Origin of the sequence: Kitasatospora sp. HPM-01-4, from assembly GCF_051374625.1 — a bacterium.
Taxonomy (GTDB): Bacteria; Actinomycetota; Actinomycetes; order Streptomycetales; family Streptomycetaceae; genus Kitasatospora.
Genome location: NZ_JBPQGP010000005.1, coordinates 2,781,225 through 2,806,911, shown reverse-complemented (window position 1 = coordinate 2,806,911; position 25,687 = coordinate 2,781,225). Strand labels below are relative to the sequence as shown.

At 73.0% G+C, this 25,687-nt stretch carries 17 protein-coding genes; 11 read left to right on the top strand and 6 right to left on the bottom strand.

What is annotated here, in order from left to right; all coding sequences use genetic code 11:
- Positions 1–137: 137 nt before the first annotated feature.
- A complete protein-coding gene (locus ACSMTC_RS11895; protein ID WP_436559640.1) occupies positions 138–1,259 on the bottom strand; it encodes a mechanosensitive ion channel family protein in 1,122 nt (373 codons plus the stop codon).
- 322 nt (positions 1,260–1,581) lie between these two features.
- Between ACSMTC_RS11895 and ACSMTC_RS11890 the strand changes: the two genes are divergently transcribed.
- Positions 1,582–2,208, top strand: coding sequence for an HNH endonuclease (locus tag ACSMTC_RS11890; RefSeq protein ID WP_436559639.1), 627 nt, complete (start codon positions 1,582–1,584; stop codon positions 2,206–2,208).
- Positions 2,209–2,315: 107 nt separating this feature from the next.
- On the opposite strand, the gene ACSMTC_RS11885 is transcribed toward ACSMTC_RS11890, so the two are convergent.
- Entirely contained in the window at positions 2,316–6,149 is a 3,834-nt protein-coding gene (locus ACSMTC_RS11885; RefSeq protein ID WP_436559638.1) for a beta-N-acetylglucosaminidase domain-containing protein, read from the bottom strand.
- Between the two features lie 356 nt (positions 6,150–6,505).
- Here ACSMTC_RS11885 and malQ point away from each other — a divergent pair, with 356 nt between their 5' ends.
- Positions 6,506–8,632, top strand: coding sequence for a 4-alpha-glucanotransferase (malQ, locus tag ACSMTC_RS11880; RefSeq protein ID WP_436559637.1), 2,127 nt, complete (start codon positions 6,506–6,508; stop codon positions 8,630–8,632).
- A 153-nt stretch (positions 8,633–8,785) separates the two neighbouring features.
- The gene (locus tag ACSMTC_RS11875) at positions 8,786–9,013 is read left to right on the top strand and encodes a hypothetical protein (protein WP_436559636.1); all 228 of its coding nucleotides are present in this window, start codon (positions 8,786–8,788) and stop codon (positions 9,011–9,013) included.
- A gap of 305 nt (positions 9,014–9,318) precedes the next feature.
- Here the strand turns inward: ACSMTC_RS11875 and ACSMTC_RS11870 are convergent, their stop codons facing one another.
- The 3 genes from ACSMTC_RS11870 to ACSMTC_RS11860 are packed head-to-tail and all read right to left on the bottom strand — an operon-like array spanning position 9,319 to position 11,953.
- Positions 9,319–10,029: an FAD:protein FMN transferase gene (locus tag ACSMTC_RS11870; RefSeq protein ID WP_436564658.1), complete on the bottom strand. Its 711-nt coding sequence runs from the start codon at positions 10,027–10,029 to the stop codon at positions 9,319–9,321.
- Positions 10,030–10,049: 20 nt separating this feature from the next.
- Entirely contained in the window at positions 10,050–10,556 is a 507-nt protein-coding gene (locus ACSMTC_RS11865) for an FMN-binding protein (RefSeq protein WP_436559635.1), read from the bottom strand.
- Between the two features lie 20 nt (positions 10,557–10,576).
- On the bottom strand, positions 10,577–11,953 hold the full coding sequence (locus ACSMTC_RS11860; protein ID WP_436559634.1) for a ferredoxin reductase family protein: 1,377 nt from the start codon (positions 11,951–11,953) through the stop codon (positions 10,577–10,579).
- 223 nt (positions 11,954–12,176) lie between these two features.
- On the opposite strand from ACSMTC_RS11860, the gene ACSMTC_RS11855 reads away from it, so the two are divergent.
- Complete coding sequence (locus tag ACSMTC_RS11855) at positions 12,177–12,893, top strand: response regulator transcription factor (RefSeq protein ID WP_436559633.1); 717 nt, start codon at positions 12,177–12,179, stop codon at positions 12,891–12,893.
- Positions 12,890–14,398 (top strand): sensor histidine kinase, encoded by a 1,509-nt coding sequence (locus tag ACSMTC_RS11850; RefSeq protein ID WP_436559632.1) that lies wholly within the window; start codon positions 12,890–12,892, stop codon positions 14,396–14,398. Before ACSMTC_RS11855 ends, ACSMTC_RS11850 begins: the two co-directional genes overlap by 4 nt.
- Before the next feature lie 126 nt (positions 14,399–14,524).
- On the opposite strand, the gene pepN is transcribed toward ACSMTC_RS11850, so the two are convergent.
- A complete protein-coding gene (gene pepN / locus ACSMTC_RS11845) occupies positions 14,525–17,116 on the bottom strand; it encodes an aminopeptidase N (protein ID WP_436559631.1) in 2,592 nt (863 codons plus the stop codon).
- A gap of 304 nt (positions 17,117–17,420) precedes the next feature.
- On the opposite strand from pepN, the gene ACSMTC_RS11840 reads away from it, so the two are divergent.
- From ACSMTC_RS11840 to dxs, 6 genes are all read left to right on the top strand, one after another.
- Positions 17,421–18,617 (top strand): ROK family transcriptional regulator, encoded by a 1,197-nt coding sequence (locus ACSMTC_RS11840; protein WP_436559630.1) that lies wholly within the window; start codon positions 17,421–17,423, stop codon positions 18,615–18,617.
- 262 nt (positions 18,618–18,879) lie between these two features.
- A complete protein-coding gene (locus ACSMTC_RS11835) occupies positions 18,880–19,974 on the top strand; it encodes a sugar ABC transporter substrate-binding protein (protein ID WP_436559629.1) in 1,095 nt (364 codons plus the stop codon).
- Positions 19,975–20,184: 210 nt separating this feature from the next.
- Positions 20,185–20,973 carry an ATP-binding cassette domain-containing protein gene (locus tag ACSMTC_RS11830; protein ID WP_436559628.1) on the top strand — a complete coding sequence of 263 codons (789 nt, stop codon included), beginning with the start codon at positions 20,185–20,187 and terminating at the stop codon, positions 20,971–20,973.
- Positions 20,970–22,259: a sugar ABC transporter permease gene (locus tag ACSMTC_RS11825; RefSeq protein ID WP_436559627.1), complete on the top strand. Its 1,290-nt coding sequence runs from the start codon at positions 20,970–20,972 to the stop codon at positions 22,257–22,259. The genes ACSMTC_RS11830 and ACSMTC_RS11825 overlap by 4 nt, the downstream gene beginning before the upstream one ends.
- A 155-nt stretch (positions 22,260–22,414) precedes the next feature.
- Entirely contained in the window at positions 22,415–23,332 is a 918-nt protein-coding gene (locus ACSMTC_RS11820; protein ID WP_436559626.1) for a DUF4231 domain-containing protein, read from the top strand.
- A 351-nt stretch (positions 23,333–23,683) separates the two neighbouring features.
- Positions 23,684–25,609 (top strand): 1-deoxy-D-xylulose-5-phosphate synthase, encoded by a 1,926-nt coding sequence (gene dxs / locus ACSMTC_RS11815; RefSeq protein WP_436559625.1) that lies wholly within the window; start codon positions 23,684–23,686, stop codon positions 25,607–25,609.
- Positions 25,610–25,687 lie beyond the last annotated feature (78 nt).

Below are 25,687 nucleotides of genomic sequence, written 5' to 3'. Positions count from 1 at the left end.
AGCACGGGTCGCCGGAGAAGCACGGTTGCCGGAGAAGCACGGAGCCCCGTCCACCACCTGCTCGGGGTGGACGGGGCTCCGGGGCCGCGGGCCCTGTCGTCGGTCGGCCTCAGTTGGTCGGCCTCAGCCGGGCGGCCTCAGTCGGTCGGCAGCGGGATCGGCTTGGCGGCCAGCGACCGCGCCGAGCTCGGATCGGCCAGCGCCGAGGGCGCGGCGGTCTCCACCGCGGGTGCGGCCACCACCGGCGCCGGCTCCTCCTTCAGCTTCACCCCGGCCTCGTCGAAGGCGAGCTTCAGCCGCTGCCGCAGCGCCCGGCCGACCTTCGCCGACTCGCCCGGCGTGGTCCTGGCCTCGACCCGCAGCACCAGCGAGTCGGCCGCCACCGACTCCACGCCCAGCACCTTGGCCCGGCCCCAGATCAGCTCGTCGTACGGGGCCTCCTTGCCCAGCTGCTCGGCGGCCTCCTCGATGAGCTCCCTGACCCGCTCCAGGTCCTCCCGGTAGGCGATCTGCACGTCCACCGTGGCGGTGCCCCAGCCCTGGCTCATGTTGGCGATCCGCTTGACCTCGCCGTTGCGGATGTACCAGATCTCACCGTTATTCCCGCGCAGCTTGGTGACCCGCAGGCCCACCTCGAGCACGGTGCCGGTGGCCACCCCGGCGTCGATCTCGTCCCCGACGCCGTACTGGTCCTCCATGATCATGAAGACCCCGGAGAGGAAGTCCGTCACCAGGTTCCGCGCGCCGAAACCGATCGCCACACCGGCGACACCGGCACTGGCCAGCAGCGGCGCCAGGTTCACCCCGAGCGCGGACAGCACCATCAGCGCGGCCGTACCCAGGATGCTGAAGGAGGCCACACTGCGCAGCACCGAGCCGATGGCCTCCGCCCGCTGCTGGCGGCGCTCCGGGTTCACCACCCCGTGGTTGGCCAGCAGCCCGCCGAGCCGGCCGTAGTCCGAGTCGTGCTCGTGGTGGCGGGTCATCCGCCCTATCAGCTGCGTGATCAGCTTGCGCACCACGGCTCGCAGCACCAGCGCCAGCAGCACCAGGAAGACGATCCGCAGCGCGCCCTCGACCCACCCCTGCCAGTTGGCGTCCAGCCAGTTCGCCGCCTGCCGGGTGCTGGCCGAGACCTCGTTCGCACTCGTCGGCAGCTTGAGGTCGAGCCCCGGCAGCGGGTCGGACGAGGACGGGGCGGAAGGGGTGGCCGCGGGGGCCGCGCTGGCGAGAAGGCCGGTGACACCGGACCGGAACACGTGCTGAGCCTCTTTCCAACAGGGGTCGGTGGTCCTGACCAGCGTAGCCGTCGCGCGCCACCCGGACGGACGCTCCATCAGCGCCCCCGCGAGCCCCCGCCACGGCCTCCGGCGGGCCCCGACCAGCGGCCCCGCGGTGCATCGGCGCCGCGCCGCGGGCATACCCGCTATGACGGAACCCACATCAGACCCGTTACACAGGAGTGGTGGCGCCCTACCACGGCGTAAGGCGACACTGGTGGAGATCGCGTTGCGGAAACCGGCGCGATCACCCGCTCGTCCCGGCGCGAGCCACGCGCCGCAGGCGTCCAAGGAGGCCTCCGTGCCGCATGTCCTGGTCCTCAACGCGTCCTACGAGCCGCTCGGCGTGGTCTCCATGCGCCGGGCGCTCATCCTGGTCCTCAACCACAAGGCGGTCAGCCTGGAGGACTCGGGAGTCACTATGCACAGCGCCACCAGCGCCGTAACGGCGCCGTCCGTCGTCCGCCTGACCCGGTTCGTCCGGGTTCCGTTCCGAGGTCCCGTCCCGCTCACCCGCCGCGCGCTGTTCGCCCGTGACCACGGGCGCTGCGTCTACTGCGGTGCCACCGCCACCAGCGTCGACCACGTCATCCCGCGCAGCCGGGGCGGCCAGCACCGCTGGGACAACGTGGTGGCGGCCTGCCGCCGCTGCAACCACACCAAGGCCGACCGCCACCTGACCGAACTCGGCTGGCGGATGAAGCGTCCCCCGGCCCCGCCCAGCGGCCTGGCCTGGCGCGTCATCGGCACCGGCATCAGGGACCCGCGCTGGCGGCCCTACCTGGAGCCGTACGGCGCCCTCGAGCAGTTCCACGAGTACGAGCACCACGACCATACCGAGTCGAACGGAGCACTTCCGGCACCGCTCGGCCACACCCACCCCGTCCACCGCGGCGATCGCCCCTCACCGGAGCCGCTCTCCGCCTGACCGACACGGGCCTGCCCGTCACACCGACCGGTACGCCTCATGGGCCGCCGGCGCACCCCTCAGCGGGAGCGTCGGCGGCCCGCCGTTTCCGGCCCGGCCGGCCCCGCTCAGGGAGCGACGGCGTACAGCTCGATCCCGTACAGCGAGTACCCGTACTTGGTCGCCCGTGAGACGCCCTGCATCCGCAGGTACTTCGTCCCCGGAGCGTCGAACCGCACCGTCTCGGTGCCGCCCTTCCCGGTGCTCACCGAGGCGACCGTGGTCCAGTTGACCCCGTCCGGGGAGGTCTGCAGTTTGTAGGCCGAGGCGTAGGCGTCCTGCCAGTGCAGCACCGCCGAACCGAGCCGGACGGCCTGCGGCAGCGCCAGCTGCACCCAGGCGTCGTCCCGCGCGGGCGAGGACCACCTGGTCCCCGGATCCCCGTCGTTGACCGCCGAGGCCGGGAAGTCCGGCGTCTCGTCGCCCGACGAGGTCGCCGTGGCGGTGCGCGCCAGGTCGGCTCCGGCGGTGGCCGGCACCACGCGCACCTGGAGCACCTGATGGACCGTCGCCCCGCCCGCGGTGAAGGTCACCGGCACCTGGTACGTCCCCGAGGGGGTGTCCTTGGTGGCCGTGACCAGCAGCGGGGTCCCCACCCGGCCCCCGCGCGGCACGTTGACGGCGGCCGCCGGAGTGACCGTCAGCCCCTTCGCCGCCGCCGGGACCTCGGTCTTGAGGTCGCCGGTGGCGCCCTCCGGGCGGCCGGACTCGACCACCGCCTGGGTCTGCGCGGGCACCGGAGCTCCCGCGACCACGTCGAGGGAGCCGTCGGCCAGGCTGAGCCGGGCCGCCGGGACGTCGGTGTACCAGGGGATGACCTGGTTCACCACGGGCGGCTCGCCGCCGGGGGCCCAGGTCAGCCGGATGGCGTCCGCGCTCTGGCCGCCGGCCGGCAGCTCGTTGTAGCCGGGCTGCGCGCTGCCGATGGCCGCCCAGCCGTCCGCCCGCCGCACCTCGACGGTGGCGGTGGCCCGGACGGTCGGGTCGGTCAGCACCGTCACCCGGTCCATCGGCCGGGAGGTGCCCAGCTCGATGGTGAGCGGGGCGTCGTCGGCGGTCGGCGCGGTCGCGGCACGGAACGCGGTGTCCGGGTTGCCGTCCAGTACCGACGAGGGCGAGGAGCCGGGGGCGGCGGCCGGACCGCCGGTGACCGTCGCCGGGGTGTCGCCCGGCGCCCCCACGGTGAACTCGCGCACCGCCACCGCCGTCTTCTGCGCGGTGGTGGCCCGCAGCCTGACGGCCTTGGCGACCGTGCCGGCCGGCGCCGTGACGGTGACCGTCCTCTGCTCGTGCACCTTGGCCAGCTGCTTCCAGACGCCGTCGCCGGTGGAGTACTCCAGGACGCCGTCGTGCAGGTAGTCGTCGGCCGCGCTCTTGGCGTCGGGGTCGTCGCCCCAGGCCCCCATCAGCACCGTGACCTGGCCGATCGCCCGCCCGGCACCGAGGTTGACCCCGACCGAGTCGCCGACCTGCGGCGGAGCGGAGCTCCAGTAGAAGGTGTCCGCCGCACCGTCCACCATCAGCGCGGGGCCGTGGTCGTGCGCGGTGCCCAGCGTGGTGGTCGGCGTGAGTGAGCCCGCGCTGACCCCCGTCCAGTTGTCCGCCGCCTGCAGCGCCCGGTCCAGGAAGGGGTCCAGCACGCCCGCCCCGACCGTCGCCCCGCCCTGGGTCAGCTGCTGGCGCAGCTGCCGCAGCTCGGTCCTGGCCTGCCAGGCGGCCGAACCGTCCCCGCCGCGCTGAGCGAGCAGCATGTCCACCGCGGCCTGCCCGGCCCGGCCGTAGGTGCTCAGCTGGGTCAGCCAGGGCGCGGCCTCGCTGCCGACCGCGTCCTTGGCGAGCGCGCGCTGGGCACCGGCCATGGTGGTGAACGCGTCCCGGACCGGCGCCGCCGCGTCGTGCAGCTTCGCCAGGTCGGGCGGGCTGCCCGCGCTCGGCTCCAGCGCCGACCAGAACTTCTCCAGCAGCGGTGTCAGGTACCCGGACTCGGTCTTCGCCAGCGGGGAGGACTGGCTGTTGCCCGCCAGCGCGGTGAGCGCCGCGAGCCCGGGGCCGTCGCCGGTCAGCGGGCGCAGCGCGGCCTGCCAGGAGTCGGCCGGGCGGTAGCCGGACGGGTTCCAGCCGAAGTCGGCCGCGGTCGCCAGCGGGATCCGGGAGACCAGCGGCTGGCTCATCGCGGAGGTCAGCAGCACGGCCGACCGGCTCGCCACGCCCGGGTCGCGCCCGGTGTAGCCGCCGAGGTAGAGCCGGTCCGGGGTGGAGTCGTTGACCGGGTAGCTGTCCAGCGTCATCAGCGGGTGGCCGTCCGCCTGGTCGGCGGCCTGTGCGGTCTGGGTGTCCGTGATCTTCGCGGGGATCACCGCGCCACCGCTCCAGGCGATCTGGACGCCCTGCGGCAGCGCCGCCGCCAGCGCCGAACGGTACGGGCTGCCGCCCGCCCGCTGGTACTCGGTCGGGACGATCGACAGCGGCGCCAGCTCGGGGTGCTTGGAGATCAGCCGGTCCTGCACCTTGGCGACCACCTGGGCCTGCGCCTTGGCGGCGGCCGCCGGGCCCTTGCCGAAGTTCTTCCGGTCCAGGGTGCAGTGCCACTCGTCGTAGCTGATGTCCAGGAACTGCAGCTGGAAGGCGCCGAACCCGATCTCGCGCAGCTTGTCCAGCTTGGCCACCAGCGCGTCCACGTCGCGGTCCGAGCTGAAGCAGAACGACTGGCCCGGGTCGATCGAGTACCCGAGGGTGACGTGGTTGCGCCGGGCCCGGTCCGCCAGCTGCCGCAGGTCGGCGGCCTGCGTCTCGGGGTACGCCTCACGCCAGGAGGAGAGCCGGTACGGGTCGCCGCCGGGCGCGTAGAGGTAGAAGTTCTGCTTGGTGCGGCCGAGGAAGTCCAGCTGGCTCAGCCGCTGTTCGGTGGTCCACGGGGTGCCGTAGAAGGACTCGGCGACGCCGCGGACGGGCGCGCCGCTCGACCAGTCCCGGATGCTGACGCCGGGGAAGCCCTTGTCGCCGCCGCCCTGCCCGCTCCGGGCCGGCCCGCTCTGCCCCTGCCCGGAGGGCACCGGGGAGAGCAGCTGGCGCAGGCTCTGCGCGGCGTTGAACGTACCGGTCCTGTCTATTCCGGCGAGCACCACCGCGCCGTACGTCCCGCCGCTGGCCGGCAGCTGGCCGATCGTCAGCAGGTAGCCGCCGCTCGGCAGCCCGTTGAGGGACGGGGCGGTCGCGCCCTTGTCCGCCGCCCCGGCCTCGGCGAGTTCGCTCAGCACCCGGTCGGTCGCGCCGCCCGCGCCCTCGGCGGGGCCGCCCACGTACACCACCAGCGAACCGGCGTCCGGGACCGACGGTGCCACGGTGGTGATCCGGGTGGCGCCGGCGGCGGTGAGCACCTCCCGTACGGCGTCCAGGGCCGCTCCGTCGGCATCGGCCGCGGGGACCAGGACCACGTTCGAGGGGACGCTGACGGGGCGCCCCGCGGTGCGCAGTTCCTGCGGACGCGGGTACACCTGAGGATCGGTCAGCGAGCCCAGGCGTCCCTGCTGGTCCTGCTGGTCCTGCTGGGTGCTGACCGCGGCCTGCCCCAGCGGGGCACCGGCGTACGCGGGCGGGCCCGCCAGCAGGCCGCTCACCACGGCGGCGGCCGACAGCGTGGCCGCGAGCTGCAGCGCGGTCCGGCGGTAACCGGAGCCGGTGGCCCGCCGCTCGGCCCGCACCGAGGCGAGCAGCGGTTCGGTCCCCTTGAGATCCGCGATCAGCCGGTCCGCCGACTTGGGCGCCAGCTGCCGAGCGGTCCGCGCCGTCGCCCGGCGCGCGGCCTGTGCGGCCGGATGCTGCAACACCTCACGCAGTGCGGCGCTGTGATCGATCTGCTGTCTCAGCCGCCGCCCCGCGAATTCCGAAACCCGCGCCTGCACAGCAGCCTCCTCGCACCCGAAACCCCAGTTCACCGGCCCGGGCGCCCGCGACCCCCAGCCGGCATCGTCACCTTCGACCCACCCGCGGCACAGCCCACCAGCTACCTGGTCCGGTGTCAACGTGGCTGATGGCTACCGATGATATGTGCCGTGCATTCCCTCCGGCCAGCAGACCGGTGTCCGTCCGTCCGTGCCCGCCGACGGGAGCCCGGCACCGGTCGTCCGCACCCTTGCCGCGAGGTGAAGTTCACCCGTCCGGTGACCGGGGCCGGTCGTGTCGTACGGGGTCGGGCGGAGTGGGCGCGGGTAGGACTGGGGAGTCCCGTACCGCCTTCTGGACCCGCAGGAGTGCATCAGTGGCCGCATATCTGGACCGTGCCGAAGCAGCCGGCAGCACGCAGGCCCCCGCCGAGGACGCGCCGCCCCCGCCGCCGGAGTTGGTGGCGCTGGCGCATGCGTACGGGGTGGACAGTACGTACGACCCGGGCAGCGGGCCGGTGCCGGTGGCGGCGCACACGCTGGTGGCGGTGCTGGCCGCGCTCGGGGTGGACGCGCACTCGCCCGAGGCGGTGCGCGAGGCGACGGAGCGCCACCGGGCGGAGCTGGCGGAGCGGTTGCTGCCGCCGTGCGTGGTGGTGCGGTCCGGGCGGCGGACCGCGCTGGACGTGCCGGCACAGGCACGGCTGAGCCTCGCCCTGGAGGACGGCGGGAAGTGGACGCTGCCCGCCGGGCGTTCGCACTGGCTGCCCGCCGACCTCCCGCTCGGGCGGCACCGGTTGACGGTACGGCTGGAGGGCCGGGAGCAGAGCGCCGCGCTGATCGTGGCACCGCTGCGGGTGCCCGCCACCGAGGGCCGGAGCTGGGGCTTCCTGGCGCAGCTGTACTCGGTGCTGTCGGAACGCTCGTGGGGGATGGGCGACCTCGGGGACCTCGCGGAGCTGGCGAGCTGGTCGGGCAGCGAGCTGGGGGCGGGCTTCCTGCAGATCAACCCGCTGCACGCGGGACGTCCCGGGGCGCCCTGTGACCCCTCGCCCTACCGTCCGTCCTCGCGCCGCTTCGCCGACCCGGTGCACCTGCGGATCGAGGCCGTCCCCGAGTACGCCTACGCGGACCTCGGTGAACTCCCCGCCCAGGCAGCCCGGTTGCGCGAGGAGGTACTGCGGCACGACGGGCTGATCGACCGGGACGAGGTCTGGGCGCTCAAGCGCCAGGCACTGGAGCTGCTGCACCGGGTGGGGCGCGGGGCCGGCCGGGAGGCGGCGTACCGCGCGTTCGTCCGGCGCGAGGGCGAGTGGCTGGAGCAGTACGCCACCTGGTGCGCGCTGGCCGACGTCCACGGCAGCGACTGGCGCGGCTGGCCGAAGGGCCTGCGCCGGCCGGACAGCCCGCAGGTGGCCGCCGCGCGGGCCGAGCACGCCGCCGGGATCGAGTTCCACCGCTGGCTGGCCTGGCTGGTGGACGAGCAGCTCGGCGCCGCCCAGGGGGCGGCCGAGCGGGCGGGCATGCCGATCGGGCTGATCCACGATCTCGCGGTGGGGGTGCACCCGGAGGGCGCGGACGCCTGGGTGCTGCAGGACGTGCTGGCCGAGGGCATCTCGGTCGGCGCCCCACCGGACGCGTTCAGCCCGCACGGCCAGGACTGGGGCCTGCCGCCGTGGCGCCCGGACGCGCTGGCGGCGAGCGGCTACGCCCCGTACGCGGAGCTGCTGCGGGCGGCCGCCCGGCACGCGGGGGCGCTGCGGATCGACCATGTGATGGGCCTGTTCCGGCTCTGGTGGGTGCCGGCCGGGCACCCGCCGACCCAGGGCGCGTACGTCCGCTACGACGCGGAGGCGATGCTCGGGGTGCTCGCGCTGGAGGCGCACCGGGCCGGTACCCGGGTGATCGGCGAGGACCTGGGGACGGTCGAGCCGGGTGTGCGGGAGGAGCTGGCGACGCGCGGGATCCTCGGCACCTCGGTGCTCTGGTTCGAGCGGGACTGGCGGCACGGGGGCGCCGTCCTGCCGCCCGAACGCTGGCGGGCCGACTGCCTGGCCACCCTCGCCACCCACGACCTGCCGAGCACCGCGGCCCGGCTCAGCGGCGAGCACGTGGAGCTGCGGCACCGGCTCGGGCTGCTGGCCCGGCCGTTCGGCGAGGAGCAGGCCGAGGCGGCGCGCGAGCTGGCCGAGTGGCGGGCCGAGCTGGTCCGGGCCGGGCTGCTCGCCGAGACGGACGCCCTGACCCCCGAGGCGCTGTACGCCTTCCTGCTCGCCACCCCCGCCGCACTGGTCGGCGTCTGGCTGCCGGACACCGTCGGCGACCCGCGCCCGCAGAACCTGCCCGGCACCTGGGACCAGTACCCCAACTGGCGCCTGCCGGTGGCCGACCGGGACGGCCGGCCGGTCACCCTGGACGAGCTGGCCGCGGCCCCCGGCACCGCCCGGCTGGTGGCGGCGCTACGACCGACCGGCAATAGGGCCCGCGGCGTCGCGTGCCGATAGCTCTCTCTCCCTCCTTGCCCGCCATCGGGCGGGGGGACCCCCTTCTCGATCCACGCTCCCCATTGCCGGTCGGTCCAAGCACGGCAGGTGCGCCGTGGGCAGGAGGTGCACCCCGGCGCACATGATCCGGTAAGGGGCCGGTACCTTGGAAAGGTGGACAAGAGGAACGCTTTGCGCGCTGGTGCGGTCACCGCAGCGGCCACGCTGATGATGCTGATGTCGTCGCCCGCCATGGCTCTGGTCCGGGACGACGGTGACGACCCGGGCCCCGGTATGGGCATGGCCCAGACCATCGGGCTCTTCGTGGTGACCCCGCTGGTGCTCTTCGCGATCATCGCCGGGCTGGTCATGGTGCTGTCGCCCAAGGCCAAGAAGAAGTAACCGCGGCACAGCCGGACCAGCGGATCGCCGACGCCGTCGCGGGGTATCCCCGACGGCGTTTCGGCGTACCCGCGGTGGCCCGGCATCCCGGTGCGGCCAGGGCGTGACCGACGATTCCCGCCGGGCGCGCCGCCAGGGCGCGGCCCGGCCGGCCTGACGGGACGGCCGGCTCCGCGACGGCGGAGCACGGTGCGAGCGCGACCGGCCGCGCGACCGACGCCGTGCCTCGGTGCCCGACCGGTCGCGCGGCTCCTCGTACCCCTGGTCCCGCGCGGTCGACCGGGCGGCCGGGTCTCCCGCCGCCGTCAGACGGCTTCCGCGTCGGGGAAACCGGGCGTCCGGCGCCGGGTGCCGTCGGGGAGGACGGCGAGTGCCTCGACCTCGGGCCGGGCGGCGGCCCAGGCGAGGCCGAGGTCGGGGCCCATGGCGAAGGCGGCGGTGGCCCAGGCGTCGGTCCGGGCCAGGTGGCGGCCGACCAGGGTGAGCGAGGCGAGGCCGGTGGCCGGCTCGCCGGTGTGCGGATCGAGGATGTGGGCGCCGCGCTCGGTGGTACCCGAGGTGGCGACGGCGAGGTCCCGGCCCGCCACCACCGCGGCGACGGCACCCGGCCGCAGGGGGTCGGCGATCCCGATCCGCCAGGGCCCGCCGCAGGTCTGCACGTCACCGCCGCCGGAGACCAGGTGGTGCCCGGAGCCGGCCGCCCGGAGCGACTCGGACGCCTCCTCGACCGCCCATCCCTTGACCCACCCGCTCGGGTCCAGCCGTCCGCCGGGCCGTTCGGTGAACCAGCCGTCGGTCTCGGCGGCGACCTCGCGGCACCGCTCCAGCACCTCGGCGACCGCCGGATCGCACTGTCCGAGCGCCAGCTCCCCGCGTCCCAGCCGGCTGATGTCGCTCTGGGGCCGGTAGGTCGAGAACACCTCGTCGATCCGGTGCAGCCGGCGGAGCACCCGCCCGAGCGCCTCGGTCACCTCGGGCCCGGGGTCGCGGAGGGCGAAGGAGAAGACCGTCCCCATCACGTGCTCGGCGTGCCGGATCACCGCACACCGGCCTTGTCGAGCGCGCTCTGCAGCGAGCGGGTGTAGCCCTCGCTGGTGTACGTCGCGCCGGAGACCGCGTCGATCTGCGCGCTCTGGGCGGCGATGGCCTCCTGGTTGAGCGTGGGCAGGGCGTCGGCGTTGATCCGCCGGTCATGGCCGCTGCTGTCCGGGTACTGCAGGACGTCGATCCGGCTGATCCGTCCGCCGCTCATGGACAGCCGCACCTGCACCGGGCCGTAGCGGGTGTCGACGGCATCGCCCGTGACACTCCCCGAGCCCCCTGAGCTTCCCGAGCTCGCTGTGCTTCCCGAGCCGGCTGAGCTCCCTGAGCCCGTACTCGGGCCGGGCGCGGGCCCGGCACCGGAGACCGGGCCCGTGCCGGATCCGGCACCGGTGCTGATCACCTGGGTACCGGCGGCGTGGGTACCGCCGTGGGGTTTGAGCGAGAGCAGCAGGATCACCCCTGCCACGGTGGCGGTACTGGTGACGATGGCTCGTCGCACGGTGGGTCTCCTGAGCGGAATCAGAGGATGAAGGACTCGTGGTGGATCCGGGAACGCCGCACTCCGACGGCCCGCAGCGCCCGGACGGCCTCCTCGGCGAGGCCCTCGGGCCCGCACAGGTAGACCTCGTGGCGGGCCAGGTCGGGCACCAGCCGCCGGAGCGCGGCACCCAGGTCGCCGACCTGCTCCCGGCTGCCGATCAGCTCGTGGTACCTGGCGCCCCTGGCGTGGGCCACGGCGGCCAGTTCCGCGCGGAACAGCAGGTCCTCGGCCCGCCGGGCGCGCTGCACCAGCACCGGCTCGCCGGGCAGCGTCTCGAACAGCGCGCGCAGCGGGGTGATCCCCACCCCGACCCCCAGCAGCAGGGCCCTGCGCCCGCGCCGCCGCCGTGCCGTGAACGCGCCGTACGGCCCTTCGGCGCGGACCCTGGTGCCCGGCCGGAGGCCGGCCACCGCCGCGCTGTGGTCGCCGAGGTTCTTGACGGTGAAGCGCAGGAAGCCGTGGAGCGGGGGAGCGGAGAGCGAGTACGGGTTGGAGGCCCAGCGCAGGCCGGGTGCCTGGAACTGCAGCCGGAAGAACTGCCCGGACTCCGCCCGCAGCTCCTCCAGCCGCTCGCCGGTCAGGAAGACCGACACCACCCCCGGTCCTTCCGGGCGCACCTCGGCGACCCGCAGCCGGTGCCGCCGGTCCCGCAGCCAGGGCACGGCCAGCCGGTACCAGCCGAGCAGGACCGCCGTGCCGAGGTACAGCGCGTACCAGGCGGCGCGTCCCGGACCCTCGCCGAGGTTCGCGCCGGTGGCCAGCTGGTGGCCGAAGCCGAGCGCCACGGCCAGGTAGGTGGCCAGGTGCAGGTAGTACCAGGTCTCGTGGCGCAGCCGGCGGCGCGCGGCCCGGGCGGAGACCGCACCGGTGCCGAACACGATCAGGGTGGCCAGGGTGGCCTTGATCATCTCCGGGAAGTGGAAGACGATCTCGACCCCCTCGCCGATCGGCCCCTGCCCGTCCGTGAGGGCGTAGCCGTAGACGATCGTCACCACGTGCAGCGAGACCAGCCCGACCAGGTAGCGTCCGCCCATGGCGTGCCAGCGGGCCAGCCGGTCGGCGCCCAGCTCGCGCTCCAGCAGCGGGATGCGGGCCATCAGCAGCAGCAGGACGGGGGCGGCGTACCCGGCCAGCAGACCGGTGATCCGGCCGGACTCGGTCAGCCACTGGGCGGTGCCGTTGACCCAGGGGGTGTCCCGCCACCAGAGCGCGAGTATGCCCAGGGCACCGGCCCCGATCGCCGCCAGGGCGGCGAGCGGCAGCAGCCCGTCCGGCAGCCGCCGGGGCTCGGGCACGCGCCGCCGCCGGGCGGGTGCCTGGCGCGGTCTGGCGTCGGTGAGAGAGGGTGCGGCCACGGGTGTACCTCCTCGCCATCCGGGCGGCTCGGTGGCAACCCTGGCATCGCAAGCTCTCAGTCAGCTCTGAAACGATGGCCACCCGACAGTCGGAAAACCACTGTTTTACCAGGTCAGCGGGCACGTACCGGTCTACGGGCGAGTTGTGGATCTCACCGCATTCTCATCGCGAGCAGGCAGGATGGCAGTTCCCGGTACCGGAACGACTCCCCAGGAAGGGCTCATGGACCACCCAGCCAAGCCCGAGCGGCGACCGTGGCGGATCCTGGTCGTCGACGACGAACCCGATTTGGTCGAGGTGGTCTGCGGGGCGCTCCGCTACGAGGGCTGGGAGGCGCGCGGCGCCACCGCGGGGCAGGCGGCCGTCGAGGCGGCGGACGACTGGCGGCCGGACGCCGTGGTCCTCGACATGATGCTGCCGGACTTCGACGGGATGGAGGTACTGCGCCGGATCCACGCCGCCCAGCCGGAGATCAGGGTGCTCTTCCTGACGGCCAGGGACGCCGTCGAGGACCGGATCGCGGGCCTGGCCGCCGGCGGCGACGACTACGTCACCAAGCCGTTCAGCCTGGCCGAGGTGGTGGTCCGGCTGCGCAGTCTGCTCCGGCGCGCCCGGCCCGTCGGACCCGAGGTGCCGGACGGCGCCCTGGTGCTGGGCGACCTGGTGCTCGACGAGCGGGCCCGGGAGGTTTCCAGGGCCGGCGAGGCGGTGGAGCTCAGCCCCACCGAGTTCGCCCTGCTGCGCTTTCTGATGCAGCACCCCCGGCAGGTGGTGAGCAAGGCGCAGATCCTCGACGCGGTCTGGTCGTACGACTTCGGCGGGCAGGCCCACGTGGTCGAGCTCTACATCAGCTACCTGCGCAAGAAGGTGGACCTCGGCCGTGCCCCGATGATCCACACGGTCCGGGGCTCGGGCTACGTGATCAAGGCGCCCCGGTGATCCGCCGGGCTTCGGGCGCACTCGGCCGGCTGGCCCCGCGCACCCTGCGGGCGCGGCTGATCGCCGGACTGCTCGCCCTGCTGCTGCTCACCTGCGCGGGCGTCGGGCTGGCCACCGCCCAGGCGCTGCGGCACTTCCTGGTCGACCGGCTCGACCAGCAGCTCGCCGACACCGGCGGCCGCTACGCGGCCAGCCTGGAGCACTCGGAAGGGCCGGAGGCCTACGGTGACGCCCGTGGCGACACCAGGGCCCAGGCCCCGGGGACCTTCGGGGCCCGGCTGCTGAACGGTACGGTCACCGCCGCCCGTGTGGTGGACGGCGACGCGGACGACCCGGAGGTGGCCGAGGGGACGGTGGCCGCCGACACCGACGACATGGTCTCGCTGACCGCCGCCGACCGCCGGGCCCTGGCCGCCCTGCCGGTCGACGGCCAGAGCCGCAGCGTCAAGCTGTCCGGCCTGGCCGGCTACCGGCTGCGGGCGACCGCCGGGCGGGACGGCGACGTCCTGGTGACCGGGCTGCCGCTGCACCCGGTGGAGGACGCGGTGCACCGGCTGGTCATGATCGAGCTGGTGGTGTTCGCGGTGGCGCTGGCCGCGACGGGCTTCGCGGGGGCGCTCTGGGTCCGGGTCTCGCTCCGCCCGCTGGACCGGGTGGTCGGCGCGGCCGAGCGGGTGAGCGGCCTGCCGCTGGCCAGTGGTGAGGCCGTGGTGCCGGTCCGGGTGCCCGACGACGACCTGGGCACCGAGGTCGGCCGGGTGGGCGCCGCGCTCAACCGGATGCTGGGCCATGTCGAGGACGCGCTCGCCCGCCGCCAGTCGGTCGAGGAACGGCTGCGGACCTTCGCGGCCGATGCCAGCCACGAACTGCGCAACCCGGTGGCGGCGGTCCGCGGCCACGCCGAACTGGCACTGCGGCACCCGGGCCCGGTGCCGGCCGGGGTACGGCACTCGCTGGGCCGGATCGAGGCCGAGGCGCAGCGGATGGGCGCGATCGTCGAGGACCTGCTGCTGCTGGCCCGGCTGGACGCGGGGCGGCCGCTCGCCGCCGAGGAGGTGGACCTGACCCGGGTGGCGCTGGACTGCGCCGCCGACGCCAGCGCCGCCGGCCCGGACCACCGCTGGCAGCTGGAACTCCCCGAGGAGCCGGTGCTGGTCACGGGCGACGCGGACCGGCTGCGGCAGGTGGTGGCCAACCTCCTCGCCAACGCCCGGGTGCACACCCCCGAGGGCACCCGGGTGACGCTCGCGCTCTCGGCCGGTTCCGGCGGCGGGGGCCTGGTGCTGCTCACCGTGACCGACAGCGGCCCCGGTATCGAACCCGCCCTGGCTGAACGGATCTTCGAACGCTTCGTCCGCGGCGACCTCGCCCGGGCCAGGACCACCGGCAGCACCGGACTCGGCCTGGCCATCGTCCGCGCCGTCATCACCGCCCACCACGGCACCGTCGAACTCACGGCCCGCCCGGGCCGTACGTCTTTCACCGTCCGGCTGCCCGCCCGCTGAGGGGACGCCGCACCGCCGGCCGGAGCGGCTCCACACCGCGCCCAAGTGCCCTGCCGCGGTGCGGAGCCGGCCGCGGGTGACCGGGCGGTCCGGCGACGCCGGACCGCCCGGTCACCCGCTCGGGCGTCAGTGCCCCAGGGCCCGGGCCCCCGCCGCGTGGTCGACGGCCTGGGCCTTGAGCGCACGCTCGATGCCCGCACGGGCCTCGACCACCATGCGCCGCAGGGCGGGCGCCGGCTCGGCGGCGGCCAGCCAGGCGTCGGTCTCGTCCAGGGTGTCCTGGTCGACCAGCTGCGAGGGGTACAGCCCGGTCACGATCTGCTGCGAGATCTCGTGGCTGCGGGTCTCCCAGATGCCCTTGACCGCGGCGAAGTACTTCGCGCGGTAGGGGGCGAGGAGTTCGCGCTGGTCGGCCTGCTGGAAGCCGCTGATCATCGCTTCCTGGACGTAGTTGGTGAGCTTGTCGGACTCGACCACCGAGGCCCAGGCCTCGGCCTTGGCCTCGGCGGTCGGCCGGCCGGCGCGGCAGCTCGCGGCGTGCTCCTGCCCGGCGGCGGTGTTGTCGCGGGCCAGTTCGGCGTCGATCGCCTTGTCGTCGGTGCGGCCGGTGGCGACCAGGCGGGAGAGCAGCGTCCAGCGCAGCTCGGTGTCGACGGCCAGGCCGTCCAGGGTGCGGGTGCCGTCCAGCAGGCCGGCCAGCAGGGCGAGTTGGCCTTCGGTGCGGGCGACCGAGGCCAGGGCGCGGGCCCAGGCGAGCTGGTGGTCGCTGCCGGGGGCGGCGGCGCGCAGCTGCTGCTCGGCGGCCTCGGCCCAGCGGGCCAGGCCCTGCTCGCGCCAGGACGGGTCGGTGTAGGCCTGCAGGGCCAGCTGGACCTGGCGGTGCACCGACTGGACCACGCCGATGTCGGTCTCCCTGGCCAGGCCCGAGACGGCCAGCGACAGGTAGTCGCGGGCGGCGAGTTCGCCGTCGCGGGTCATGTCCCAGGCGGCGGCCCAGCACAGGGCGCGCGGCAGCGAGTCGGTGAAGCCGCCGAGGTGCTCGGTGACGACGGCGAGCGAGTCCTCGTCGAGGCGGACCTTGGCGTAGGAGAGGTCGTCGTCGTTGAGCAGCAGCACGGCCGGCCGGTGCGCGCCGACCAGCTGCGGGACCTCGGTGCGCGGGCCGTCGACGTCCAGCTCGATCCGGTCGGTGCGGACCAGCTTGCCGTCGGTCAGCTCGTAGGCGCCGATCGCGATCCGGTGCGGACGCAGCACGGCCTCGCCCTTGGCGCCGGCGGGCAGCGCCGGGGCCTCCTGGATGACCGCGAAGGACTCGATCTGGCCGTCGGTGTTGAGGGTGATCTCGGGGCGCAGCACGTTGATGCCGGCGGTCTCCAGCCAGGCCTTGGACCAGGTCTTCAGGTCGCGGCCGCTGGCCTGCTCCAGGGCGCCGAGCAGGTCGGTGAGGCGGGTGTTGCCCCAGGCGTGGGCCTTGAAGTAGGCCTGTACGCCCTTGAAGAAGGCGTCCTGGCCGACGTAGGCGACCAGCTGCTTGAGCACCGAGGCGCCCTTGGCGTAGGTGATGCCGTCGAAGTTGACCTGGACGTCCTCCAGGTCGTTGATCTCCGCCATGATCGGGTGGGTGGAGGGCAGCTGGTCCTGCCGGTACGCCCAGGTCTTCATCTGGTTGGCGAAGGTGGTCCAGGAGCCCGGCCACCTGGAGCCGGGGGCCTCGGCCTGGCAGACGGCCTCGGCGAAGGTGGCGAAGGACTCGTTCAGCCAGAGGTCGTTCCACCACTCCATGGTGACCAGGTCGCCGAACCACATGTGGGCCAGCTCGTGCAGGATCGTCGAGGCCCGGGCCTCGTACGCCGCGTCGGTCACCTTGGACCGGAAGACGTACTGGTCGCGCAGGGTGACGGCGCCCGCGTTCTCCATCGCGCCGGCGTTGAACTCCGGGACGAACAGCTGGTCGTACTTGGCGAAGGGGTAGGCGAAGTCGAACTTCTCCTGGAAGTAGTCGAAGCCCTGCTTGGTGACCTCGAAGATCGCCTCGGCGTCCAGGAACTCGCGCAGCGAGGGGCGGCAGTAGACGCCCAGCGGGACCTTCCGGCCGTCCTTCTCGTACGTGTCGAAGACGCCGACGTACGGGCCGGCGATCAGCGCGGTGATGTAGGAGGAGATCCGCGGGGTCGGCTCGAAGTGCCAGACCTGGGTGTCCCCCTCGCCGACCGGGGCCGGGGTGGGGGAGTTGGAGACCACCGCCCAGCCCTTGGGGGCGGTCACGGTGAACTTGAACGCGGCCTTCAGATCGGGCTGTTCGAAGGAGGCGAAGACCCGGCGGGCGTCCGGGACCTCGAACTGGGTGTAGAGGTAGGTCTCGCCGTCCACCGGGTCGACGAAGCGGTGCAGGCCCTCGCCGGAGTTGGTGTAGGCGCAGTCGGCCACGACGCGCAGCTCGTTCTCGGCCTTGAGCCCGGGCAGGGCGATCCGGCTGTCGGTGAAGTTCTCCAGCGGCAGCGCCTCGCCGTTCAGCACGATCTCGGCGACGCTCGGCGCGACCAGGTCGATGAAGCTGTCGGTGCCGGGGGTGGCGGCGGTGAAGCGGACCACGGTGGTGGAGCGGAAGGTGCCGCCCTCGCGGGCCGAGCTCAGGTCGAGCTCGACGTCGTACGCGTCCACGTGGAGAAGTGCGGCCCGGGTGCGGGCCTCCTCGCGGGTCAAGTTTGTGCCGGGCACTCGCGGAACTCCTTCGTCAGGCATGGATGCCTGGCATCTTGCCATGCCGGTGTCCGGGTCCCGTGCGGATATTCGCAGGCTGGGAGCGGCTCAGCAGAGGTTTTCTAACGATCTGTATTCGGCCTTGACGCGATATCGGGCTGAGGGCCGAGCATAGGGTTCAGAAGTTGAAAGTGGGGCCTGGTGGGGCGCCGCCACCTGTGGGTGGCGGCCCGCCATGGCCGCAACGGAGCTCCGCCGCAACGGCGCGGCAGGGGCAAGGGGACGGTCGGGTCCCCGGGCCCTGGAAGGGTGAATCATGTCGATGGACACACCGGGATCGCAGTCCTCGCTGCACCGGGCGAACCTCGAACGGGTCCTGCGGGCGGTCCGGATGTCCGGCTCGCTGACCCAGGCCGAGATCGCCCGCAGCACGGGGCTGTCGGCGGCCACGGTGTCCAACATCGTCCGGGAGCTCAAGGAGAGCGGCACCGTGGTGGTCGCCGACACCTCCTCGGGCGGCCGCCGGGCCCGCAGCGTCTCGCTCAGCGGTGACGCCGGGATCGTGGTGGGCGTCGACTTCGGCCACACCCACCTGCGGGTGGCCGTGGGCAACCTGGCGCACCGGGTGCTCGCCGAGGAGAGCGAGCCGATCGACGTGGACGTCTCAGCCCAGCAGGGTTTCGACCGGGCCGAGGCGATGGTGGAGCGGCTGCTGGCCCAGGCCGGGTTCCGCTCCGACAAGGTGATCGGGGTCGGCCTGGGCGTGCCGGGCCCGATCGACGTGGAGACCGGGGCGCTCGGCTCCACCGCGATCCTGCCCGGCTGGACGGGCATCGCCCCCGGCCGGGAGCTGTCCCAGCGGCTCGGTGTGCCGGTGCACGTGGACAACGACGCCAACCTCGGCGCGCTGGGCGAGCTGGTCTGGGGCGCCGGGCGGGGACTGGGCGACCTGGCGTACATCAAGGTGGCCAGCGGTGTCGGCGCCGGCCTGGTGATCAACGGTCAGATCTACCGCGGCCCGGGCGGCACGGCGGGCGAGATCGGGCACATCACCCTGGACGAGGCCGGCCCGGTCTGCCGCTGCGGCAACCGGGGCTGTCTGGAGACCTTCGTCGGCTCCCGCTACCTGCTCAATCTTTTGAACGCCAATCATCCGGGTGAACTCACGCTGACCAAGGTGGTCCAACTGGCCCAACAGGGCGACCTGGGCTGCCGCCGGGTGATCGCCGACGCCGGACGGCAGATCGGCAGCGGGGTCGCTACTCTGTGCAACCTGCTCAACCCGCGCCGGGTCATCCTCGGCGGCGACCTGGCCGAGGCCGGTGAGCTGGTGCTTTCCCCGATCCGGGACTCGGTGGCCCGGTACGCGATCCCGAGTGCGGCGCGCCACCTGTCGGTGGTTCCGGGCACGCTGGGTGGCCGGGCGGAGGTGCTCGGGGCGCTCGCCCTGGTGATGAGCGAGATGGGCGAATCGGGCGCAATCCGGCAATCCGGGGCCTCGTCGCGGGTACACGTCTGAGCCCCCCCTCAGGCGGCGGACGGGATGATCCCGGCGAATCCGGGGTCATCTCCGGGGCCGTCCGAGCCGTCCCGGGGTCTTCCCGGGGTCTTCCTGGGGGTCTTCTCGGAGTCAATGGTCTCGGCTGAGCCTTCAGGAAGATAACGAAAAGATTCGGATCTCCGGTCTTCCGGTTTTACTTATTGACGACAAGCAATCAGGGCGGGTTGACTCCTCCACACCTCGCCGCAACGTTGCGGCTCTGTCAGGGAGGCCCCCCACCATGAACGCAATGACGCGTCGTGCGGTAATCGGCACCGCCGCTGTCTCGATGGCTCTGACCATGTCCGCCTGCGGCAAGGCCGGTGGTGACAAGAAGGACAGCGCCTCCTCCGGCGACACCAAGTCGATCGGTCTGCTGCTTCCCGAGAACGCCTCCTCGACCCGCTACGAGTCCTTCGACAAGCCGTTCATCACGGCGAAGGTCAAGGAGCTGTGCGCCGACTGCGAGGTCAAGTACAGCAACGCCGAGGGTTCCGCCGCCAAGCAGAAGCAGCAGTTCGACACCCTGATCGCGCAGGGCGTGAAGGTCATCATCCTGGACGCCTTCGACGCCAAGTCCACCCAGCAGTGGGTGAAGGAGGCCGCGGACAAGGGCGTCAAGGTCATCGCCTACGACCGGCTGGCCACCGGCCCGGTCTCCGCGTACGTCTCCTTCGACAACGAGAAGGTCGGCGAGCTGCAGGGCCAGGCCCTGGTCGACGCGCTCGGCGACAAGGCCGCCGACGCCAACGTCGTGATGATCAACGGCGATGACGCCGACCCGAACGCCGGTCAGTTCAAGGCCGGCGCGCACAAGGTGCTGGACAGCAAGGTCAAGAAGATCGTCTACGAGCAGTCCGGTGAGTGGAAGCCCACCGTGGCCGGCCAGAAGATCGGCGCCGCCATCACCCAGCTGGGCAAGGACGGCTTCCAGGCGGTCTACTCGGCCAACGACGGCATGGCCGCCGCGATCGTCACCCAGCTGAAGGCCGCCGGCATCAGCGTTCCGGTGGGTGGCCAGGACGCAGGCCTGGACGCCATCCAGCGGATCGTCGCGGGTGACCAGACCTACACCATCTACAAGGCGTACAAGCCGCTCGCCGACAGCGCCGCCGAGCTGGCCGTCGACCTGCTGCAGGGCAAGGACATCAAGTCCGTCGCCACCGCCACCGCGGACAGCGACACCGACAAGGGCATCCCGGCCAAGCTGCTGGAGGCCAAGGTCGTCACCAAGTCCAACATCAAGGACACCGTGATCGCCGACGGTCTCTACAAGGCCTCCGACATCTGCACCGCGGACTACGCCGAGGCCTGCAAGGCCGCGGGCCTGCAGTAGTCCCTCCGCGGTAATCCTTCCGCAGTAGCGGTACCAGCGGCCCGGTAGGCGCCCCCTACCCCCTCCGGGGGCGCCCACGGCCTAATGCGCGGCGTGCAGAACATCCGCCGCGCCCTGATCATTACCCGCACTACCCCCTTCGCGCCCGGGTCGGCGCGCGGCAGGCCGTGCCACCGCCACCGAAAGAGCCAGCGGCACGGAACGAAGGAGTTGGTTCACGTGACAGGCGCACCCGTACTGGCGTTGCGCGGGGTCTCCAAGCGCTTCGGCGCGGTCCAGGCGCTCACCGACGTCCACCTGGAGGTGCACGCCGGTGAGGTGGTCGCCCTGGTGGGCGACAACGGCGCAGGCAAGTCCACCCTGGTGAAGACCATCGCAGGTGTTCACCCGATAGACGAGGGTGCGATCGAGTGGGAGGGCAGGCCGGTCTCCGTCAACCGGCCGCAGGACGCCCAGCAGCTCGGCGTCGCCACCGTCTACCAGGACCTCGCGCTCTGCGACAACCTCGATGTGGTCGGCAACCTCTTCCTCGGCCGCGAGCTGCGCCGCTTCGGCACGCTCGACGAGGTCGCGATGGAGAAGCGGGCCAAGGAGCTGCTCGACACCCTGTCGATCCGCATCCCCAGCGTGCGGATCCCGATCGCCGCGCTCTCCGGCGGCCAGCGCCAGGTGGTGGCCATCGCCCGCGCCCTGGTCGGCGACCCGAAGATCGTCATCCTGGACGAGCCCACCGCCGCCCTCGGCGTGGAGCAGACCGCCCAGGTGCTGGACCTGGTCGAGCGGCTGCGCGAGCGCGGCCTCGGCGTGATCCTGATCAGCCACAACATGGCCGACGTCAAGGCCGTCGCGGACACCGTCGCGGTGCTCCGGCTCGGCCGCAACAACGGCGTGTTCGAGGTGGCCGGCACCTCGCACGAGGAGATCATCTCCGCCATCACCGGCGCCACCGACAACGCGGTGACCCGGCGTCAGGCGCGGCTCGCGGAGGAGACCAAGTGACCACCGACCCGACCACCACCACCGAGGCCACCGAGGCCACCGAGGCCACCGAGACCGCGCCCGCCGCGGTCGACCCGCGCCTGCTGGTCCGCGAGGCCGGATTCGCCGGCTACGTCGAGGAGTTCAAGCGCCGGATGAAGAGCGGCGACCTGGGCTCCGTCCCGGTCGTGCTCGGCCTGATCCTGATCGCGGCCATCTTCCAGGGCCTGACCGGCAACTTCCTCAACCCGGACAACCTCACCAACATCACCAAGTGGATCGCCGGCCCCGGTCTGATCGCGGTGGGCATCGTCTTCGTCCTGCTGCTCGGCGAGATCGACCTCTCGCTCGGCTCGGTCGCCGGCGTCTCGGCCGCCATCGCCTCGGTGCTCTCGGTCCGCTCCGGGATCAACGAGTGGCTGGCGATCCTGATCGCGATCGGCGCCGCCGTCGGTATGGGCGCCCTGCACGGCTTCTTCTTCGCCAAGATCGGCGTGCCCTCCTTCGTGGTCACCCTGGCCGGTCTGCTGACCTGGAGCGGTCTGCAGATGTACGTGCTCGGCGACAAGGGCACCGTCAACCTGATCAACGACGGCGTGATCGCCAACCTGGACACCTACTTCCTGGGCGACGGCGACGTCTTCTACGCCTGGGCGCTCGCCGTCCTCGGCACCGTGCTGTTCGCCGCCGGACAGGTGCTGGACCACCGCCGCCGCGCGGCGGCCCAGCTGCCGGCCCGCCCGATGAGCGAGATCTGGCTGCGCACCGCCGTGGTCGCGGTGATCTCCCTGGTCGCGGCGTACGTGCTGAACCAGAACCAGGGCCTGCCGCTGCCGCTGGTGATCTTCCTCGCGGTGGTCGTCATCGGCGACTTCGTGCTGCGCCGCACCGGCTACGGCCGGCAGGTCTTCGCGGTCGGCGGCGGCGTCGAGGCGGCCCGCCGCGCGGGCATCAACGTGGCCTGGGTGCGGATCTCGGTCTACATGGTCTCGGCCGGCATGGCGGCGCTCGGCGGTCTGTTCATCGCCTCCCAGCAGGGCTCCGGCGACAAGCTGCTGGGCAGCGGCAACGTCCTGATGAACTCCATCGCGGCGGTCGTCATCGGCGGCACCAGCCTCTTCGGCGGGCGCGGCAAGACCTGGTCGGCGCTGCTCGGCATCCTGGTGATCCAGTCGATCATCACCGGCCTGGACCTGGTGCACGTCAACCAGTCCATCCAGTACATGATCACGGGTGCGGTGCTGCTCGGCGCCGTCGTCCTGGACTCGGTCTCCCGGCGGACGCAGAAGTCCGCAGGTCGAGGCTGAACCGAGGGGAGCGTGCGGGCTCCCCTCCACGGGCCGCGGGTCGTAACGACCCGCGGCCCGTCTCTTTTCTCTCGCTCTGCTGTCCGAAAACCATGGCGTGTACGGGAGTTGAGGCTGGGCATACTGCCCGCTGACGGGTATGGGGGGAGTGGCAGATGGTGCAGCAGGATCCACCGGGCAGCGGCGAGGCCGAACTTCTTCCCGAGCCCTTCTGGACGGCCGACCGGGCCTCCCTCCAGGGGCAGGCACGGGCCCTGCGCTGGTACCGCTGGCAGATCCTGCTGCTGGTCGCGGCCGCGGTGGTCAGCGTGCTGCCGGGATCGGGCCACGGCACGGACTTCACCCCGCTGGTCTCGGTCGCCGCCTTCCTGGGCGCGGGCTACTTCTGGTACCGGCTGCGGGGCGCCAACCCGCAGGGCCGCTGGTACGAGGCCAGGGCCGCCGCCGAGTCGGTGAAGACCCTGTCCTGGAAGTACGCGGTCCGGGCGCAGCCCTTCGAAGGCCCCGCCGACTCGCTGGAGGCGGAGAGCCGCTACCAGCTCCAGCTGGCCGACGTACTGCGGGCGTTCGAGGATCCGGAGATCGTGCCGCCGGGCACCCAGGCGGAGATCACCGACGCGATGCGGCAGTTGCGGGCCGCCGATCTCCCGGCGCGCCGGACCAGGTACCTGCGGGTGCGGGTGGACGGGCAGCGCGTCTGGTACCGCTCGCGGGCCGAGGCCTGCGAGTCGCAGGCGGCGGCCTGGGGGCTGGCCACCGTCGCGCTGATGATCGTCGGTGGTGCGGCGGCGGTGGCCCAGGTGGCCGGCGCGCTCTCGGTGCAGGCCTTCGGCGCCTGCGCGGCCGCGGCCGCGGCGGTGATCGCCTGGACCCAGCTCAAGCAGCTGCGGCCGCTCGCCGCCGCGTACCTGCTGGCGGCCAGGGAGCTGGAGATCGTCTCCGGGCAGCTCTCCACCATGGACCTCGGCGCGGAGGACTCCGAGTCCACCTGGGCCAAACTGGCGGCCGACGCCGAGGAGGCCGTCTCCCGGGAGCACACCACCTGGCGCGCCCGCCGGGCCTTTCCGCGGTGACCTCCTCCCGGTGAGCTCCTCCCGGTGAGCTCCTCCCGGTGAGCTCCTCCCGGTGACTTCCTCCCGGTGACCTCCCGCGACGGGCCGCGCCGTGCCCCTGCGCGCGGTGCCGCCCGCACCCCCTGAGGCGGTGCCGGACGGTGCCTGGGCGGCCGGGGTCCGCGGAGCGGTAAAATCGGCGGCTTCGGATCGGAAGCGCGGAAGGTGCACGGCCCGTCGCAGAAGTCCGAGTTGTGGACATTAGACTCGACCAGCCGGACGCGGCGGTAGCCGCCGAGTGCGCCGGTACAACGGGCAGCGAGGCCCGTCGGGCCCGAGCGGGCCTGAGACCCTTTGAACGAGGAGGAACGGGTGGCCCTGCTGACCCGCATTCGGGGACCGCGCGATCTCGACCGGCTCACCATGCCGCAGCTGACCGCGCTGGCCCAGGAGATCCGCGGCTTCCTGGTCGAAGAGGTCTCCAAGACGGGCGGCCACCTCGGGCCGAACCTGGGCGTGGTGGAGCTCACCATCGCGATGCACCGGGTCTTCGACTCCCCGCGCGACCGCATCCTCTTCGACACCGGCCATCAGAGCTACGTCCACAAGCTGCTCACCGGCCGCCAGGACTTCTCCCGGCTGAAGATGAAGGGCGGCCTCTCCGGCTACCCGTCGCGCGCCGAGTCCGAGCACGACGTGATCGAGAACTCGCACGCCTCCACCGTCCTCGGCTACGCCGACGGCCTGGCCAAGGCCAACAAGCTCCAGGGCCACAAGGACCGCCCGGTGGTCGCCGTGATCGGCGACGGCGCGCTCACCGGCGGCATGGCCTGGGAGGCGCTCAACAACATCGCGGACTGCAGGGACCTGCCGGTCGTCATCGTCGTCAACGACAACGAGCGCTCGTACTCGCCGACCATCGGCGGCCTGGCCAACCACCTCGCCACGCTGCGCACCACCCAGAACTACGAGCGCTTCCTGACCTGGGGCAAGGAGGCGCTGCAGCGCACCCCCGTGGTCGGCCAGTCGCTGTTCGACACCCTGCACGGCGCCAAGAAGGGCCTGAAGGACTTCATCGCCCCGCAGGGCATGTTCGAGGACCTCGGCCTGAAGTACATCGGCCCGATCGACGGCCACGACCTGGCGGCGCTGGAGTCGGCCTTCACCAAGGCGCGCGGCTTCGGCGGTCCGGTGATCGTGCACTGCATCACCGAGAAGGGCCGCGGCTACCACGCCGCCGAGCAGAACGACGAGGACCGCTTCCACGCGGTGGGCGTGATCCACCCGGACACCGGCCTGCCGGTGAAGAGCTCGGGCAAGGACTGGACCTCGGTCTTCGGCGAGGAGATGGTCGCCCTCGGCCGCGAGCGCAAGGACATCGTGGCGATCACCGCCGCGATGCTGCACCCGGTGGGTCTGGCCCCGTTCGCCAAGGCGTACCCGGACCGGATCTTCGACGTCGGCATCGCCGAGCAGCACGCCGCCGTCTCCGCCGCGGGCCTGGCCACCAACGGCCTGCACCCGGTGGTCGCGGTGTACGCGACCTTCCTGAACCGGGCCTTCGACCAGGTGCTGATGGACGTCGCCCTGCACAAGCTGGGCGTCACCTTCGTCCTCGACCGCGCGGGCGTCACCGGCACCGACGGCGCCTCGCACAACGGCATGTGGGACATGTCGATCCTGCAGGTCGTCCCGGGCCTGCGGCTCGCCGCGCCGCGCGACGCCGACCAGGTCCGCGCTCAGCTGCGCGAGGCCGTCGAGGTCGGGGACGCGCCCACCGTGGTCCGCTACTCCAAGGGCACGGTCGGCCCCGCCGTCCCGTCGCTGGGCCGGATCGGCGGCATGGACGTCCTCCGCGAGCCCCTCCCGTCCGACTTCCCGGCCGAGGGGGGCGGCGACAAGCGCGCCGACGTCCTGATCGTCTCGGTCGGCGCCATGGCCACGATCTGCCTGGAGGCCGCCGAGCTGCTGGCCGCCCAGGGCATCACCTCCACCGTGGTGGACCCGCGCTGGGTCAAGCCGGTGGACGCGGCGCTGCCGGGCCTGGCCGCCGAGCACCGGATGGTCGTCACCGTCGAGGACAACGGCCGCGCGGGCGGGGTCGGCTGCATGATCGCCCAGGCGCTGCGCGACGCGGGCGTGGACCTGCCGCTGCGCGACTTCGGCATCCCGCAGGAGTTCCTCGACCACGCCAAGCGCGAGGAGATCATGGCCGAGATCGGCCTGACCGCCCCGGACATCGCCCGCAAGGTCACCGAGGCGGTGGCCCGGCTCGACCAGGTCACCGTCGGGGCCTGACGGCACGGTGTCCGGTGGTGTGACGAAGGGCACAGCGGCGCTGGTTCGCTGACGCTCGATCGAGCGCGGGCATACCGG

Bases quoted from the DNA above. Each gene is read 5' to 3' on its own strand.
- ACSMTC_RS11855 (WP_436559633.1), top strand. From the start codon at position 12,177: ATGGACCACCCAGCCAAGCCCGAGCGGCGACCGTGGCGGATCCTGGTC.
- ACSMTC_RS11870 (WP_436564658.1), bottom strand. From the start codon at position 10,029: ATGGGGACGGTCTTCTCCTTCGCCCTCCGCGACCCCGGGCCCGAGGTG.
- ACSMTC_RS11820 (WP_436559626.1), top strand. From the start codon at position 22,415: ATGGTGCAGCAGGATCCACCGGGCAGCGGCGAGGCCGAACTTCTTCCC.
- ACSMTC_RS11835 (WP_436559629.1), top strand. From the start codon at position 18,880: ATGAACGCAATGACGCGTCGTGCGGTAATCGGCACCGCCGCTGTCTCG.
- ACSMTC_RS11840 (WP_436559630.1), top strand. From the start codon at position 17,421: ATGGACACACCGGGATCGCAGTCCTCGCTGCACCGGGCGAACCTCGAA.